We start from the raw sequence: 12,923 nt of genomic DNA, 5'->3' as shown, positions 1-12,923 counted from the left end.
TGACTATCGAAAGTCAGTAAGTCTTGTCGACCCGCACCCCATCATCGAAGTAGAGAATGCGCACCTTGTCTCCATTGGCAAAGACCATGGCGGGATCATAATCCTGGATCACGTTGATAAGGGCATTTTGCTCGTTGCGGATCAGCAGCTCCACCAACTTGTTTTCCACCACGGTTCCCCCGGACTGGTATTGCTGCGCAGCCGCAGCACCAGCGAGCGCCCCGACGGCGGTGGCGATCTCACGGCCATGACCGCCGCCAAACTGGTTGCCCAGCAGGCCGCCCAACACGGCACCACCCAGCGTCTTCCAGCCAGAGTGCTCGGACTCCAGGATCTGGCGCTGGGTAATATTGCGCGCCGTTTCGACCTGACCAAACACCACCTGATTGACCGGCCGCGCGGTATTGCGCTGGTAGACCTCCGCCCCGGCGGGCGCCGTGACAAAGCAGAACAAGCTGGATACTATCAGGATAATGGCCTTCATCTATGAACCTCGTTGCCTTATGTCTCGCTATCTTACCCAACTGGATGATGAGCTTTGCTGGTTTCCCGACCCCAGCCATGCGCTGGAAGAGCCCAACGGCTTGCTGGCGATCGGCGGGGATCTCTCCCCTGCCAGATTGCTGGCAGCTTACCACAAGGGGATCTTCCCGTGGAATGAACCCCACCAACCGACCCTGTGGTGGTCACCGGATCCCCGCGGCGTGATCCGTCCCGACCAACTCCATGTGGGGCGGACACTGCAGAAGATTATCCGCCGTACCCCATTCGATATTTCCGTCAATCGCGCCTTTAATGAAGTCATTACCGCCTGCGCCGCCCCTCGTCGCACTGCCGATGGCACCTGGATCAGCCAACCCATGATCGAGGCCTACCAGCAGTTGCACCAACTGGGTCATGCCCACTCTATCGAGATCTGGCAGGAGGGAGAGCTGCAAGCGGGACTGTATGGCCTCTCTATCGGCCGACTGTTTTGCGGTGAATCCATGTTCAGCCGGATTGATAACGGCGCCAAACTTGCCATGGTGGCACTCTGTCGCCACTTCGCCCGCCATCACGGCGCCCTCATCGATTGCCAGATGCAGAACCCGTTTCTGGCGACCCTGGGTATCGAGGAGTGGCCACGGGCCCGTTTTCTGGCTGAGCTGGCGCGCCTTGGCCATCAACCACTATTGGCTTCCTGCTGGCAAGAGGGGGAAATCAGCCTATGACTGAAGAAGTGATCCTAAAAGTAGGGCTGACTCCCAAGCATCCCTGCAGTTATCTGGACCATGAGCAGGAGCAATTGCTGGTACTGATGGATCACAATCTGCTCAACGCCAACGGCTACGAGCGATTGTTGACTGCCGGTTTTCGCCGCAGTGGCAACGACATCTATCGCCCCCACTGCCCGGCGTGCCATGCCTGCCAATCCCTTCGTATTCACAGCGAGCGCTTTCGCCCCAGCCGCGGCCAGAAGCGGATCCGCCAGCTCAACAGGGATATCGAGATCGTCCTGAGCTACGATGACAAGCCCGAGTATTACCTGCTCTACGAACGCTATATCCGCGAACGCCACCACGATGGCAGCATGTATCCCCCCAACCGCAGCCAGTATCGCGGTTTTCTCCATTGTGACTGGATGCCGCCACTCTATCTGGAGATGCGCAAGGAGGGCCGTCTTATCGGCGTGGCCACCACAGACCTGCTGCCCCACTCCTTGAGCGCCATGTACACCTTCTTCGATCCAGATTATGCCGATCGCTCCCTGGGCACCTTTGCCATCCTTTGCCAGCTCGATCTGGCCAGGCGAACCGGGCGAAGCTGGCTCTATCTTGGCTATCTGGTAGAGGCGTGTCGCAAGATGAATTACAAACGCAATTACCTCCCTCATGAGCTGTTAATTCAGGGGGAATGGAAAAATATCGACACCAAGCCCGAGTAAACTTTACACATAGCCTTAAATCCGGCATGATCCAGCGGTTTTTTGTTGTGGCTTATCAAGAGGATTCAATGGCTAAAGAAGACAGTATTGAGATGCAGGGCACTATTCTCGAAACCCTGCCCAATACCATGTTCCGTGTGGAACTGGAGAATGGTCACGTGGTTATCGCTCATATTTCAGGCAAGATGCGCAAAAACTACATTCGTATCCTGACTGGAGACAAAGTAACGGTAGCACTGACTCCCTACGATCTCTCCAAGGGACGTATTGTTTTCCGCTCTCGCTAAGCCAGGAATTCAGCAAAAAACCCCAACCTTTCGGTTGGGGTTTTTTGTCGTTTTCTGATCACTGACGCTTAGTGGGAAACAGCTTCAACATTGACCTGAAAATCAAAGCTGAGGCTGTCATTTACCAACTCAACCTTCACTATCCCCCCGTCAACCAGTGAACCAAACAGGATCTCGTTGGCCAGGGGCTTCTTGAGGTGCTCCTGGATTACCCGCCCCATCGGTCTGGCCCCCATGGCTCTGTCATACCCCTTCTCCGCCAACCAGTGGCGGGCACGCTCGGACACCTCGAGAGAGACTCCCTTCGCATCCAGTTGAACCTGCAATTCGACAATGAACTTGTCGACCACCTGATGGATCACCGTCATATCGAGATGGTTGAACCAGATGGTGTGATCAAGCCGGTTACGAAACTCCGGACTGAAGGTCTTGTTGATCACCGCCATGGCATCGTGGCTCAAATCCTGTTGCTGGAAACCAATCGATTTGCGCTGAGTCTCCTGCACTCCGGCGTTGGTAGTCATGACCAAAATCACGTTACGGAAATCCGCCTTACGCCCGTTGTTATCGGTCAAGGTGCCGTTGTCCATCACCTGCAGCAGCAGATTAAATACGTCCGGGTGAGCTTTCTCAATTTCGTCGAGCAACACAACGGAATGAGGATGCTTGATCACCGCATCAGTCAGCAAACCACCCTGCTCAAAACCGACATAGCCGGGAGGCGCCCCAATCAGACGTGAGACGGTGTGACGCTCCATGTACTCGGACATATCAAAGCGCAGCATCTCGACACCCAGCGCCTTGCCCAACTGCTGGGTCACCTCTGTTTTACCGACACCGGTAGGACCGGCAAAGAGGAAGCAACCAACCGGGCGACGCTCGTTACCCAAACCTGAACGAGAGAGGCGAATCGCATCGGTCAGCACCTCGATGGCTTTATCCTGACCAAAGACCACCATCTTCAGATTGCGCTCCAAGTTCTTCAGTACCTCTTTATCTGAAGAGGAGACTGATTTTTCCGGAATGCGGGCAATCTTGGCCACAATGGACTCAATTTCCTGCACATTGATCACTTTCTTGCGCTTGCTCGCCGGCAGCAACCGTTGACCGGCACCAGCCTCATCGATCACGTCGATCGCCTTGTCGGGCAAGTGACGGTCATTGATGTACTTGGCAGAAAGCTCGGCAGCTGCACGGATCGCCTTGGCGGTATAGCGCACGCCGTGGTGAGCTTCATAGCGACTCTTGAGCCCCATCAGGATGCGAGTGGTGTCATCGATAGTCGGCTCGACAATATCGATCTTCTGGAAGCGACGGGCCAACGCACGGTCTTTCTCGAAGATCTGGGCGTACTCCTGATAAGTGGTGGATCCCACGCAGCGGAGCAAACCATTGGAGAGCAGCGGCTTGATTAGGTTGGCTGCATCCAGCTGACCACCGGATGCCGCACCGGCACCGATGATGGTATGGATCTCGTCGATAAAGAGGATGGCCCCTTCCTGACGCTCAATCTGCTTGAGCAGTACCTTGAGGCGCTTCTCGAAATCACCACGGTATTTGGTGCCCGCCAGCAGAGAACCCATATCCAGCGAGTAGATGGTACTACCGGCGATCACCTCGGGCACATCGCCTTTAACGATACGGTAAGCCAACCCTTCGGCAATGGCGGTTTTACCCACGCCCGCTTCACCCACCAGCAGCGGGTTGTTCTTGCGACGACGGCAGAGCACCTGAATGGTACGATTGAGCTCCTGATCACGGCCAATCAGCGGATCGATGCGCCCTTCCAGCACCAGCTGGTTCAGGTTGGTGGCAAAGCTCTCGATCTGTGCGGCCGAGACATCATCATCAGACTCGGGATTGTTATTGCTGCCGATATCAGGCTTGCTGTCCTTGCGAACCCCGTGGGAGAGGAAATTGACGACGTCGAGACGGCTGATCTCGGCTTTTTTCAGGAAATAGGCAGCTTGTGACTCCTGCTCACTGAAGATAGCGACCAGCACGTTGGCGCCGCTGACTTCGGTATTGCCGGAGGATTGCACATGGAAGACGGCACGCTGCAACACGCGCTGGAAGCCTAGTGTCGGCTGGGTTTCACGATCGTCATCATCGCGCGGTATGAGCGGAGTGGTTTGGGTGATGAATGCGCGGATCTCCTTGCGCATCTGCTCGACATCGGCACCACAAGAGCTCAGCGCCTCATGGGCTGAACTGTTATCCAGAAGGGCTAACAACAGGTGCTCGACGGTCATGAATTCGTGGCGCTCGTCACGGGCCAGTTTGAAAGCCTCGTTCAGCGTCTTTTCTAGATCTTTATTCAACATAGGCACCTCCCCTAGTACAGCTACAATGTGGTGTCACACTCGCCATCAAGTCATCAGATTCAAGCCTTTTCCATAGTACAGAGCAGTGGATGTTCGTTGTTACGTGCATAGGTGTTGACCTGGACAACCTTGGTTTCGGCGATCTCTGCGGTAAACATGCCGCAGACACCCTTACCACTATAATGCACACTCAGCATGACCTGAGTCGCCTTGTCCAAATCCATACCAAAGAACTTTTGCAGCACCTCCACCACAAACTCCATGGGCGTGTAGTCATCGTTGTTCAACACAACCTTATACATGGGTGGCGGCTGCAGCTTTGTTTTCTCTGCTTCTGCAATCTCTTCATTAGCAAAGAGTTCTTTCTGCTTGCTCATAATCGCGCTTTGGTACCTCTAGATTACTACCGTCTAACACAAGGTTGTCAATAGACTTGTTAACCAGATCACATCAGCTGTTAACAACTTCTTGACTCGCTCAAAAGTTAGACTAGATTGGTTACTTGCTAATCTGTGCCCGTCTGCTATGGGCCCATGTCCCTAGTTATAAAGGGCTGGCGCAGGTTACTCAACGACTTCTGGGTAATCAATAAAAGGATGTAGAAGTATGGCAACCGGCACAGTTAAGTGGTTTAACAACGCAAAAGGATTTGGGTTTATCTGTCCGGAAGGGGGCGGTGAGGATATCTTCGCTCACTACTCCACGATTCAAATGGAGGGCTACAAGACCCTGAAAGCGGGTCAGGCTGTCAATTTTGAACTGCAACAGGGGCCGAAAGGAAATCACGCCTCTGTGATTGTGCCAAACGAAGCACAAAATATGTAAATAACACCCGTTGGATAAATAAAAAACCGGTTCCTCTCTGAGCAACCGGTTTTTTATTGTCAGATTTCTGGCGAATCCTGCCTCCTCACGGGATCACAGGGTTATCACCAGCCATGATCAGTCGTGATATTCACTGCAGGCGATCAGGGTATTTTCCATCAGGCTGGCGACCGTCATCGGGCCCACACCACCGGGTACCGGAGTAATGAAGGAGGCATGGCTGCGCGCCGTCTCAAACTCCACATCACCGACCAGCGAACCATCAGCCAGGCGATTGATGCCCACATCGATTACCAGTGCCCCCGGTTTGATCCACTCGCCAGGAATGAAGTTGGGCTTGCCGACCGCAATAACCAGCAGATCGGCACGGCGTACCTGATCTTCCAGATCCCGGGTAAAGCGGTGACAGGTCGTGGTTGTGCAGCCCGCCAGCAACAATTCGAGGGTCATGGGACGCCCCACTATGTTGGACGCTCCCACCACGACCGCATGCAGACCGTGCGTCTTCACGCCGGTGGTCTCGATCAGTGTCATGATCCCTTTCGGAGTGCAGGGGCGCAGCGCCGGAATACGTTGGGCCAGACGGCCGACGTTATACGGGTGAAATCCATCTACATCCTTGTCAGGCTGGATTCGCTCCAGCACCTGAGTGGTATCAAAGTGATCCGGCAACGGCAGCTGAACCAGAATGCCATCTACGTGGCTATCCGCATTCAGCTGATCAATCAGCGCCAGCAGCTCTTCCTGACTGGCAGTGGCACTCAGGTCATAGGAGCGGGAGAGAAAACCCACCTCCTCGCACGCCCGACGTTTGCTGCCGACATAGACCTGAGAGGCGGGATCCGCCCCCACCAGAATGACTGCCAGCCCTGGAGCCCGTTTCCCTGCCGCCAACCGCTGTTGGACTTGCGCCGCGACCTGGCTGCGAATCGTTTGCGCAACCTGTTTTCCATCTATGATTTTGGCAGACATCGTTCTCCACTCACCATGTGTTCAACTGCCGCGCATTGTCGCATTTTTTTAGCCGGGATGTTAGCGGCAGACGCACGCCAGACCTGTAGCGGGCAATAAGTAGGCACTTGAATTTACTGGGGGAAAAAGTCGTTGACGCTGCCCCTTACGCTTGGCTATGATGCCCGCCCGTTGCCCAGTACGACTCATGTCGATATGCTGGTCAGGAATTTTCGGTGATTAGCGCAGCCCGGTAGCGCATCTGGTTTGGGACCAGAGGGTCAAAGGTTCGAATCCTTTATCACCGACCATGTTCATCGACTCGTCCTTAAGACGTGTTGATACAAAGCGCCCTTAGCTCAGTTGGATAGAGCAACGGCCTTCTAAGCCGTGGGTCGCAGGTTCGAATCCTGCAGGGCGCGCCATTGATGCTCTCCTTCTCTTCTGGATTGGCGAGTGTTGATGAAAATTTCAGTGGTGGCTGTAGCTCAGTTGGTAGAGTCCCGGATTGTGATTCCGGTTGTCGTGGGTTCGAGCCCCATCAGCCACCCCATTATTCTGTCGATAATCGCCGCAAGGTGATGTCCATCGACTTGGTGCAGTGAATTCTGGTCTGCTCCGCGAAAAACCGGCCTTGGCCGGTTTTTTTGTTTTTACGCCCGACAGCGCCTTGCCTTGTCTGCAAGGCCATCATCCTCCAGATCAATAAACGCGGCTCCGCCCATTTGTCACGATGTGCGCCTCCCCATCGATACACACAACCACCCCCCCCCCTACACATCAGCCTGCCTGGTTCTTTTTCTGTATTTCCCAAGCGCCATTGATATGCTGATCGCTCTTCTTCTCTCCTGCTTTCCGTTGGAGCTTTTCTATGCAACGCATTCTTTTTGTCGAAGATGATCCCGAGATTGGCCAGCTCATCAGCAGTTGGCTCGGTCGCCACGATATGGAAGTGATCCTCGAGCCCAGAGGGGACATGGCGCTGGCCCGGGTCGAGGCCGAACAGCCCGACCTGGTGCTGCTCGATATCATGCTGCCAGGGCAAGATGGCATGTCCCTCTGTCGGGAACTGCGGCCGCGCTTCGACGGCCCTATCGTGATGCTCACCTCGCTTGATAGCGACATGAACCAGATCCTGAGTCTGGAGCTGGGTGCCAACGACTACATCCTCAAAACAACGCCGCCCCCCGTGCTACTGGCCAGACTGAGGGTGCAGTTTCGCCAGCACCAGCAAGCATCAACCCAACCGGCAGCCACCAGCAGCGTTCCCCAGCAACTGCAATTTGGTCGGCTGCGGGTGGATGGTCCGGGACGAGATGTGCGGCTCGATGGCGAGAGCATTGCTCTCTCGACCGCCGACTTTGATCTGCTGTGGGAGCTCGCCTGCCACGCGGGCCAAATCTTGAGTCGGGAAGCCCTCTTTCGCAGCTTGCGCGGCCGGGAGTACGACGGTCAGGATCGCAGCATGGATGTGGCCATCTCCCGCCTGCGCCGCAAACTGGGTGATAACCCCGACAACCCGACCAGGATCAAGACGGTGCGCCAGAAAGGCTACCTCTTCGTCCCCCACGCCTGGGAATAACCCTCTTTCGGGAGCACCGCCATGCGCCGTCTCTTTATCCAATTCTATCTGTTGCTGATCGGCTGCTTCACCTTGGCCATCCTGCTGGTTGGCGTGGTCTATCAGGTGACCGCCGAACGGGCGGGTGATCGCTATCTCGAACGCATGATGCAGGGATCCCTTGGCCTATTGACCGGCGAGTTGGCAAGAACCCCGCCCGAGCGCTGGCCCGCTCGGCTGGCCGAGCAGAGCAGTCAGTTTACCCTCCCCCTCAAGATCGGCGAGCTGGTGCGCCAGCCGCTGGCCAGCGAGGATCAGGCCTTTTTGGCCGCTGGCAACATTGTCATCGTCGAGGAGGATGACACCTTCCTGCAGCGCATCCCCGATACCGACCGGGTGCTGATTGTCGGCCCTGTACCCTACCTCTCCTACCTGCACGAGCTGCACTGGGTCGATGTGGGGCTGCTGCTGGTGATCGGCCTATCCCTCGGCCTGCCCATCCTTCTGTGGTTGCGTCCCCACTGGCGCGGCTTGCAGCAGTTAGAGCAAACCGCACGTCGCGTAGGCGATGGGGATCTCTCCTGCCGAACCAATCTGCCACCGGGCAGCAGTCTGGCCCGGGTGGGACGCACCTTCGATCAAATGGCGACCCAATTGCAGGCCATGATTGCCAGCCGCAAACAACTGACCGATGCCATCGCCCACGAGTTGCGCACCCCGCTGGTCCGGTTGCGCTATCGGCTTGCCATTCTCGATCCTGCCCCTGCCGAGCACGAGCAGCAGGCGCTGGAGCGGGATCTGGGGGCGCTGGACGCTCTGATCGAAGAGATGCTCACCTACGCCAGGCTGGATAGACCCGAGCTGCCGTTGCAGCACGACGAGCTGGAGCTCAGTCACTGGGCACAAGCGCATCTCGGCGACTGGAAAGCGCTGGCCCCCGAAAAGAAGCTCACCCTCGATCTGTCGCAACGCCACATGCCCTGGTGCGGCGATCAGCGTCTGCTGACGCGCGCAGTGGAGAACCTCATCGGCAACGCTCTGCGCTACGCCGAGAGCGAGGTTACCCTCTCCATCTCGCGGCTGCAGGAGAACTATCTGCTGGAGGTGAGCGACGATGGACCGGGGATCGATCCGACGCTGGCGCCCCAGATCTTCGAGCCGTTCGTGCGCCTTGATCAGAGCCGGGATCGTCGCACCGGCGGCACCGGACTGGGGCTGGCCATCGTGCGCAGCATTGCCCGTCATCACGGGGGGGATGTGGCGCTGCTGGCCAGTGACCACGGCGCCCGCTTCTGCCTCACCCTGCCTGTACATTTGGATACAAACCGTCACCAACCGCTCACTGAAGGGCCGCAGCAACCGTCATAGGATGACTGTCATGGAGAACGCTCCATAACATCAACCCGAATAAGGAAATTGAACATGAAAAAGATCATTCCTCTGACCCTGGCAGCCGTCTTCGCCCTCACTTCCGGTTTCACCATGGCGGCCACCCCGACCAAGACAGCCACACCGCAGGCTACCCAGACCAAGGTGGTGAAAAAACACCATAAAGCCACCCACGCCAAGACCCCTGCCGTCAAAGTCGCGCCGAAAACCAAGTGATCCAACCGGTCACTGGATAGCACAGAGGGAGGCTGACGCCTCCCTTTCCATCTCTTCCCGAAATTTTCCTGACGAGCGCCTCCCTCGTCCAAACCGGATCCACGACCCGGCTCCCCCTTTGCGGGAAACGGTCAATGACCACAGGAACATGGCATGTGGCGTCATCTGCTTAAATGGCTCGGCCCCTTGTGCAGCTTGCTGCTGCTCGGCACCGCACTGACCGTGCTGTATCACCTGACTCAGGCATGGCACTGGCACGATATTCGTGTGGCCATCTGGTCCCAACCCCTGCCGCGACTGGCGGGCGCCCTGTTGCTGACCCTGCTCAGTTATGGTTGTCTCTGCAGCTATGACATGCTGGCGCTCCATGCGCTGGGCAAGCGCCTTCCCTGGCAACAGGTCAGCATCACCTCCTTTATCGCCTACACCTTCTCCAACACCCTGGGATTTGCCCTGCTAACCGGCACCTCGGTACGCTATCGCCTTTACTCCGCACTGGGGCTCACCACCGGAGAAGTGGCCCGCGTGGTGCTGTTCTGCTCCATCACCTTTTTCCTCGGCCTGCTGGCGTGGGGAGGTGGCGCCCTACTGACCTGCGATGTATCACAGTTGCTGCCTGACTGGCCGCAATGGGCAGATACCCTGCTCAAGCTGGCGGGCGTCATGGCTCTGCTGTTAGTGGCCTGCTACCTCTGCTGGCCCACACACCGTCTCTCCTGGCGGAAACACACGCTGACCCTGCCCGGCTTCAAGGTTCGTCTGTTGCAGCTGCTGGTCGCGCTGGCCGACTGGATGGCCGCCGCCGCCGTGCTGTTTGTGCTGTTGCCTGCAGATAGCGTCCCCTACCCCGTGCTGCTCAGTGCCTTCGTGCTGGCCAGCTTCCTCGGGGTGCTGGCCCACGTGCCGGGCGGGATTGGGGTGTTCGAAGCGAGCATGAGCCTGTTGCTGGCTAACTACCTGCCAACCGACAAGCTGCTCGCCTCGCTGCTGCTCTATCGCTGCATCTATTACCTGCTTCCCTTTCTCTGTGCCCTGCTGCTCTTTACCAGTCAGGAGATGCTGCAACAAAAAGCGCGCTGGCAGCGGCTACAGGGGCTGATGAGCGCAGTGCGCGAATTTCTGCCCGCCCTTATCAGCATGGGCACCTTCGCCGCCGGCAGCCTGCTGCTCTGCTCGGGGATGATCCCGACCATGCGCAGCCACATCGAAGTGTGGCTGCAGGTGTTACCGCTCCATCTGCTGGAGCTCTCCCACGTGCTCGGCAGCGTGAGCGGTATCCTCCTGATCCTGCTGGCACGCAGCCTCTATCGCCGTCACGACGCCGCGTTTCGCATCACCCAGCTGCTGCTGGCTCTGGGTATCGCCTTCTCCCTGCTCAAGGGGGGAGACTGGGAGTCAGCCCTGCTGCTTGGCAGCTTCCTGCTCATCATGACACCCTGCCGCGCCCTCTTCTATCGCAAGGGGTCGCTGCTCTATCCCCAGTACACCCCGGGCTGGCTCATCTCGGTCGGCGCCGTGCTGCTGGGGGCGCTGTGGCTGCTGCTCTTCTCCTACCGTCAGGTGGAGTATGACCACGCCCTCTGGTTCCACTTCTCGCCCCACGGCGGGGCGGCCCGCGGCCTGCGCGCCATGGGGAGCGTGGTGGCCGTGCTGGCCGTGGCCGGGGTTGCCCAGCTGCTTGCACCGCTGCGCATGGTCGGTGAAAAGCCGGACAAGGAGACGCTGGCGCGCGCCCACGAACTGGTGGTGCGTGAAGGGGGGATCCACGGCTATCTGGCCCAGCTGCAGGACAAGTCCCTGCTGTTCCATCCCGCCGGCGACACTTTCCTGATGTATGGCATCGAGGGCAACAGCTGGATTGTGATGGGGGATCCGGTCGGCCGCCCCGAGCAGATCGAAGAGCTGCTCTGGCAATTTCGCGAGCGGTGCGACGAGCACGACGCCAATCCGGTCTTTTATCAGGTCTCGGCCCGCTATCTTCCGCTCTATCTGGAGCTGGGGCTGATCCCCTTCAAGCTCGGTGAAGAGGCGATGGTCGATCTGGCCACCTTCGATCTGGCGGGCAGCCGCCTGCGCGGCCTGCGCCAGAGCCACGCCAAAGGCAAACGGGAAGGGTTGACCTTCGAGGTGGTCGAGGCCAGTGCCGTGGCCCCACTGCTGCCCAGATTGCAGACCGTCTCCGATACCTGGCTGCAGAGCAAGATGGGCAAGGAGAAGGGCTTCTCGGTCGGCCGCTTCGAGCCTGACTACCTGACCTTGAGCCCGGCTGCGCTGGTGTGGCACGAGGGGCAGATCGTCGGTTTTGCCAACCTCTGGGTGAGCGATAACAAGGAGATGCTCTCCATCGATCTGATGCGCTACAGCCTGGATACCGGCACCGCCCCCATCATGGATTTTCTCTTTGTCGAACTGCTGCTGTGGGGCAAGGCGCAAGGGTACGCCAGCTTCAATCTGGGGATGGCCCCCATGTCCGGCTTCAACGATCACCCGCTCAACAGCTACTGGGCCCGCCTTGGCAATACCCTGTTTGTGCGTGGCAGCCGTTTTTACAACTTTCAGGGGCTCAGACGCTACAAGGAGAAATTTTCGCCCCGCTGGGAACCCCGCTACCTGCTCTGCAGCAGCAAGCTAGTACTGCCCAGAACTCTGACTCACCTGATCACCCTGATTAGCCGCGGCCCGCTGGGGCTGATCAAGAAATAGGAGCATGGCCAATGAGAGCCCTGATATTGCTGTTACTCAGTCTCGTACTGCCCGTTTCATCTTTTGCGGCGCACGCCGCCCCGGTCAAGGATGACCTGAGCCTGATTGAGCTGCCGGTCAAGCAGCCATCCGACACCCCCATGGTGATCTTTCTCAGCGGCGATGGTGGCTGGGCAGCCCTCGACAAGGGGTTGAGCGCCCAGTTTCAGCTGCACGGCATGCCGGTCGTGGGCTGGAGCTCCCTCACCTACTACTGGAAGAAGAAAACCCCGGAGCAAGTGACCGCCGATCTGGAGCGGATCCTCGATGATTATCAGGCGCGCTGGCAGCACCCTCGCTGGCTGCTGGTCGGCTTCTCGTTTGGTGCCGAGATTGTCCCCTTCGTCATCAACCGGTTGCCGGAGCACTATCGTCAGGGGCTGGTCGGGGCCGTGATGCTCTCCCCCTCCACCAGCTCGGACTTCGAGATCCACGTCAGCGATATGCTGACCCACAAGGCCCGCAGCTACCCGACCGAACCACAGGTGAAGACCATCCGCGACCTGCCGATGCTCTGCCTGCAAGGTGCCGATGACGATGACGGCGACCGCCTCTGCCCCCGTCTCAACCAACCCAACGTCACGACCGTCACCCTACCGGGAGGACACCATTTTGACGATAACTACCCCCAGCTCTATCAGGCCATCACCAAGCATCTGAATCGCCCCTGAATCGCACGCATAAAAAAACCGGCGCCTTGGCGC

Annotated in this window: 13 protein-coding genes and 3 tRNA genes; 12 read left to right on the top strand and 4 right to left on the bottom strand. The window is 58.0% G+C overall.

The genetic code is table 11. From position 1 onward, the window contains the following. Positions 1-13: 13 nt before the first annotated feature. Positions 14-484 carry a glycine zipper 2TM domain-containing protein gene (locus tag ACB035_RS02680; RefSeq protein WP_144713543.1) on the bottom strand — a complete coding sequence of 157 codons (471 nt, stop codon included), beginning with the start codon at positions 482-484 and terminating at the stop codon, positions 14-16. Between the two features lie 19 nt (positions 485-503). Between ACB035_RS02680 and aat the strand changes: the two genes are divergently transcribed. The 3 genes from aat (at position 504) to infA (ending at position 2,211) form a co-directional block, all read left to right on the top strand. Further along, positions 504-1,211 carry a leucyl/phenylalanyl-tRNA--protein transferase gene (gene aat / locus ACB035_RS02675; protein WP_144713545.1) on the top strand — a complete coding sequence of 236 codons (708 nt, stop codon included), beginning with the start codon at positions 504-506 and terminating at the stop codon, positions 1,209-1,211. After that, positions 1,208-1,924, top strand: coding sequence for an arginyltransferase (locus tag ACB035_RS02670; RefSeq protein WP_019445526.1), 717 nt, complete (start codon positions 1,208-1,210; stop codon positions 1,922-1,924). The genes aat and ACB035_RS02670 overlap by 4 nt, the downstream gene beginning before the upstream one ends. 68 nt (positions 1,925-1,992) lie before the next feature. Beyond that, entirely contained in the window at positions 1,993-2,211 is a 219-nt protein-coding gene (infA, locus tag ACB035_RS02665) for a translation initiation factor IF-1 (protein ID WP_005300033.1), read from the top strand. Between the two features lie 68 nt (positions 2,212-2,279). Here the strand turns inward: infA and clpA are convergent, their stop codons facing one another. Further along, positions 2,280-4,535: an ATP-dependent Clp protease ATP-binding subunit ClpA gene (gene clpA, locus ACB035_RS02660; RefSeq protein WP_371166605.1), complete on the bottom strand. Its 2,256-nt coding sequence runs from the start codon at positions 4,533-4,535 to the stop codon at positions 2,280-2,282. Positions 4,536-4,594: 59 nt separating this feature from the next. Further along, positions 4,595-4,912 (bottom strand): ATP-dependent Clp protease adapter ClpS, encoded by a 318-nt coding sequence (gene clpS / locus ACB035_RS02655; protein WP_005337111.1) that lies wholly within the window; start codon positions 4,910-4,912, stop codon positions 4,595-4,597. Positions 4,913-5,141: 229 nt separating this feature from the next. Here clpS and cspD point away from each other — a divergent pair, with 229 nt between their 5' ends. Then, on the top strand, positions 5,142-5,360 hold the full coding sequence (cspD, locus tag ACB035_RS02650; RefSeq protein ID WP_005300025.1) for a cold shock-like protein CspD: 219 nt from the start codon (positions 5,142-5,144) through the stop codon (positions 5,358-5,360). Between the two features lie 117 nt (positions 5,361-5,477). Here cspD and folD read toward each other — a convergent pair whose 3' ends face one another. After that, positions 5,478-6,332 carry a bifunctional methylenetetrahydrofolate dehydrogenase/methenyltetrahydrofolate cyclohydrolase FolD gene (folD, locus tag ACB035_RS02645; RefSeq protein ID WP_371166604.1) on the bottom strand — a complete coding sequence of 285 codons (855 nt, stop codon included), beginning with the start codon at positions 6,330-6,332 and terminating at the stop codon, positions 5,478-5,480. A gap of 213 nt (positions 6,333-6,545) precedes the next feature. Between folD and ACB035_RS02640 the strand changes: the two genes are divergently transcribed. The 8 genes from ACB035_RS02640 to ACB035_RS02605 all read left to right on the top strand — a co-directional run bounded on the left by ACB035_RS02640 (position 6,546) and on the right by ACB035_RS02605 (position 12,890). Then, positions 6,546-6,622 (top strand) — tRNA-Pro (locus ACB035_RS02640). A 37-nt stretch (positions 6,623-6,659) separates the two neighbouring features. After that, a tRNA-Arg gene (locus ACB035_RS02635) sits at positions 6,660-6,736 on the top strand. 52 nt (positions 6,737-6,788) lie between these two features. Next, a tRNA-His gene (locus ACB035_RS02630) sits at positions 6,789-6,864 on the top strand. Positions 6,865-7,182: 318 nt separating this feature from the next. Further along, positions 7,183-7,893, top strand: coding sequence for a two-component system response regulator RstA (rstA, locus tag ACB035_RS02625; RefSeq protein WP_371166603.1), 711 nt, complete (start codon positions 7,183-7,185; stop codon positions 7,891-7,893). 21 nt (positions 7,894-7,914) lie between these two features. Further along, positions 7,915-9,240, top strand: coding sequence for a two-component system sensor histidine kinase RstB (gene rstB, locus ACB035_RS02620; protein ID WP_371166602.1), 1,326 nt, complete (start codon positions 7,915-7,917; stop codon positions 9,238-9,240). Positions 9,241-9,294: 54 nt separating this feature from the next. Continuing rightward, positions 9,295-9,477, top strand: a complete 183-nt coding sequence (locus tag ACB035_RS02615) for a hypothetical protein (protein ID WP_005337116.1) — start codon at positions 9,295-9,297, stop codon at positions 9,475-9,477. 153 nt (positions 9,478-9,630) lie between these two features. After that, positions 9,631-12,180 (top strand): bifunctional lysylphosphatidylglycerol flippase/synthetase MprF, encoded by a 2,550-nt coding sequence (gene mprF, locus ACB035_RS02610; protein ID WP_371166601.1) that lies wholly within the window; start codon positions 9,631-9,633, stop codon positions 12,178-12,180. A gap of 11 nt (positions 12,181-12,191) precedes the next feature. Then, positions 12,192-12,890, top strand: coding sequence for an AcvB/VirJ family lysyl-phosphatidylglycerol hydrolase (locus ACB035_RS02605; RefSeq protein WP_371166600.1), 699 nt, complete (start codon positions 12,192-12,194; stop codon positions 12,888-12,890). Positions 12,891-12,923: the final 33 nt, after the last annotated feature.

Source organism: Aeromonas sp. S12(2024), from assembly GCF_041402305.1.
In the GTDB taxonomy this organism is placed as follows: Bacteria; Pseudomonadota; Gammaproteobacteria; order Enterobacterales; family Aeromonadaceae; genus Aeromonas; species Aeromonas veronii.
The sequence above is the reverse complement of the archived record's forward strand: the minus strand, read 5'-3'. Positions and strand labels throughout refer to the sequence as shown.

Bases quoted from the DNA above. Each gene is read 5' to 3' on its own strand.
- aat (WP_144713545.1), top strand. From the start codon at position 504: ATGTCTCGCTATCTTACCCAACTGGATGATGAGCTTTGCTGGTTTCCC.
- clpS (WP_005337111.1), bottom strand. From the start codon at position 4,912: ATGAGCAAGCAGAAAGAACTCTTTGCTAATGAAGAGATTGCAGAAGCA.
- cspD (WP_005300025.1), top strand. From the start codon at position 5,142: ATGGCAACCGGCACAGTTAAGTGGTTTAACAACGCAAAAGGATTTGGG.
- rstA (WP_371166603.1), top strand. From the start codon at position 7,183: ATGCAACGCATTCTTTTTGTCGAAGATGATCCCGAGATTGGCCAGCTC.
- ACB035_RS02605 (WP_371166600.1), top strand. From the start codon at position 12,192: ATGAGAGCCCTGATATTGCTGTTACTCAGTCTCGTACTGCCCGTTTCA.
- mprF (WP_371166601.1), top strand. From the start codon at position 9,631: ATGTGGCGTCATCTGCTTAAATGGCTCGGCCCCTTGTGCAGCTTGCTG.
- ACB035_RS02670 (WP_019445526.1), top strand. From the start codon at position 1,208: ATGACTGAAGAAGTGATCCTAAAAGTAGGGCTGACTCCCAAGCATCCC.
- clpA (WP_371166605.1), bottom strand. From the start codon at position 4,535: ATGTTGAATAAAGATCTAGAAAAGACGCTGAACGAGGCTTTCAAACTG.
- ACB035_RS02680 (WP_144713543.1), bottom strand. From the start codon at position 484: ATGAAGGCCATTATCCTGATAGTATCCAGCTTGTTCTGCTTTGTCACG.
- infA (WP_005300033.1), top strand. From the start codon at position 1,993: ATGGCTAAAGAAGACAGTATTGAGATGCAGGGCACTATTCTCGAAACC.
- ACB035_RS02615 (WP_005337116.1), top strand. From the start codon at position 9,295: ATGAAAAAGATCATTCCTCTGACCCTGGCAGCCGTCTTCGCCCTCACT.
- rstB (WP_371166602.1), top strand. From the start codon at position 7,915: ATGCGCCGTCTCTTTATCCAATTCTATCTGTTGCTGATCGGCTGCTTC.
- folD (WP_371166604.1), bottom strand. From the start codon at position 6,332: ATGTCTGCCAAAATCATAGATGGAAAACAGGTTGCGCAAACGATTCGC.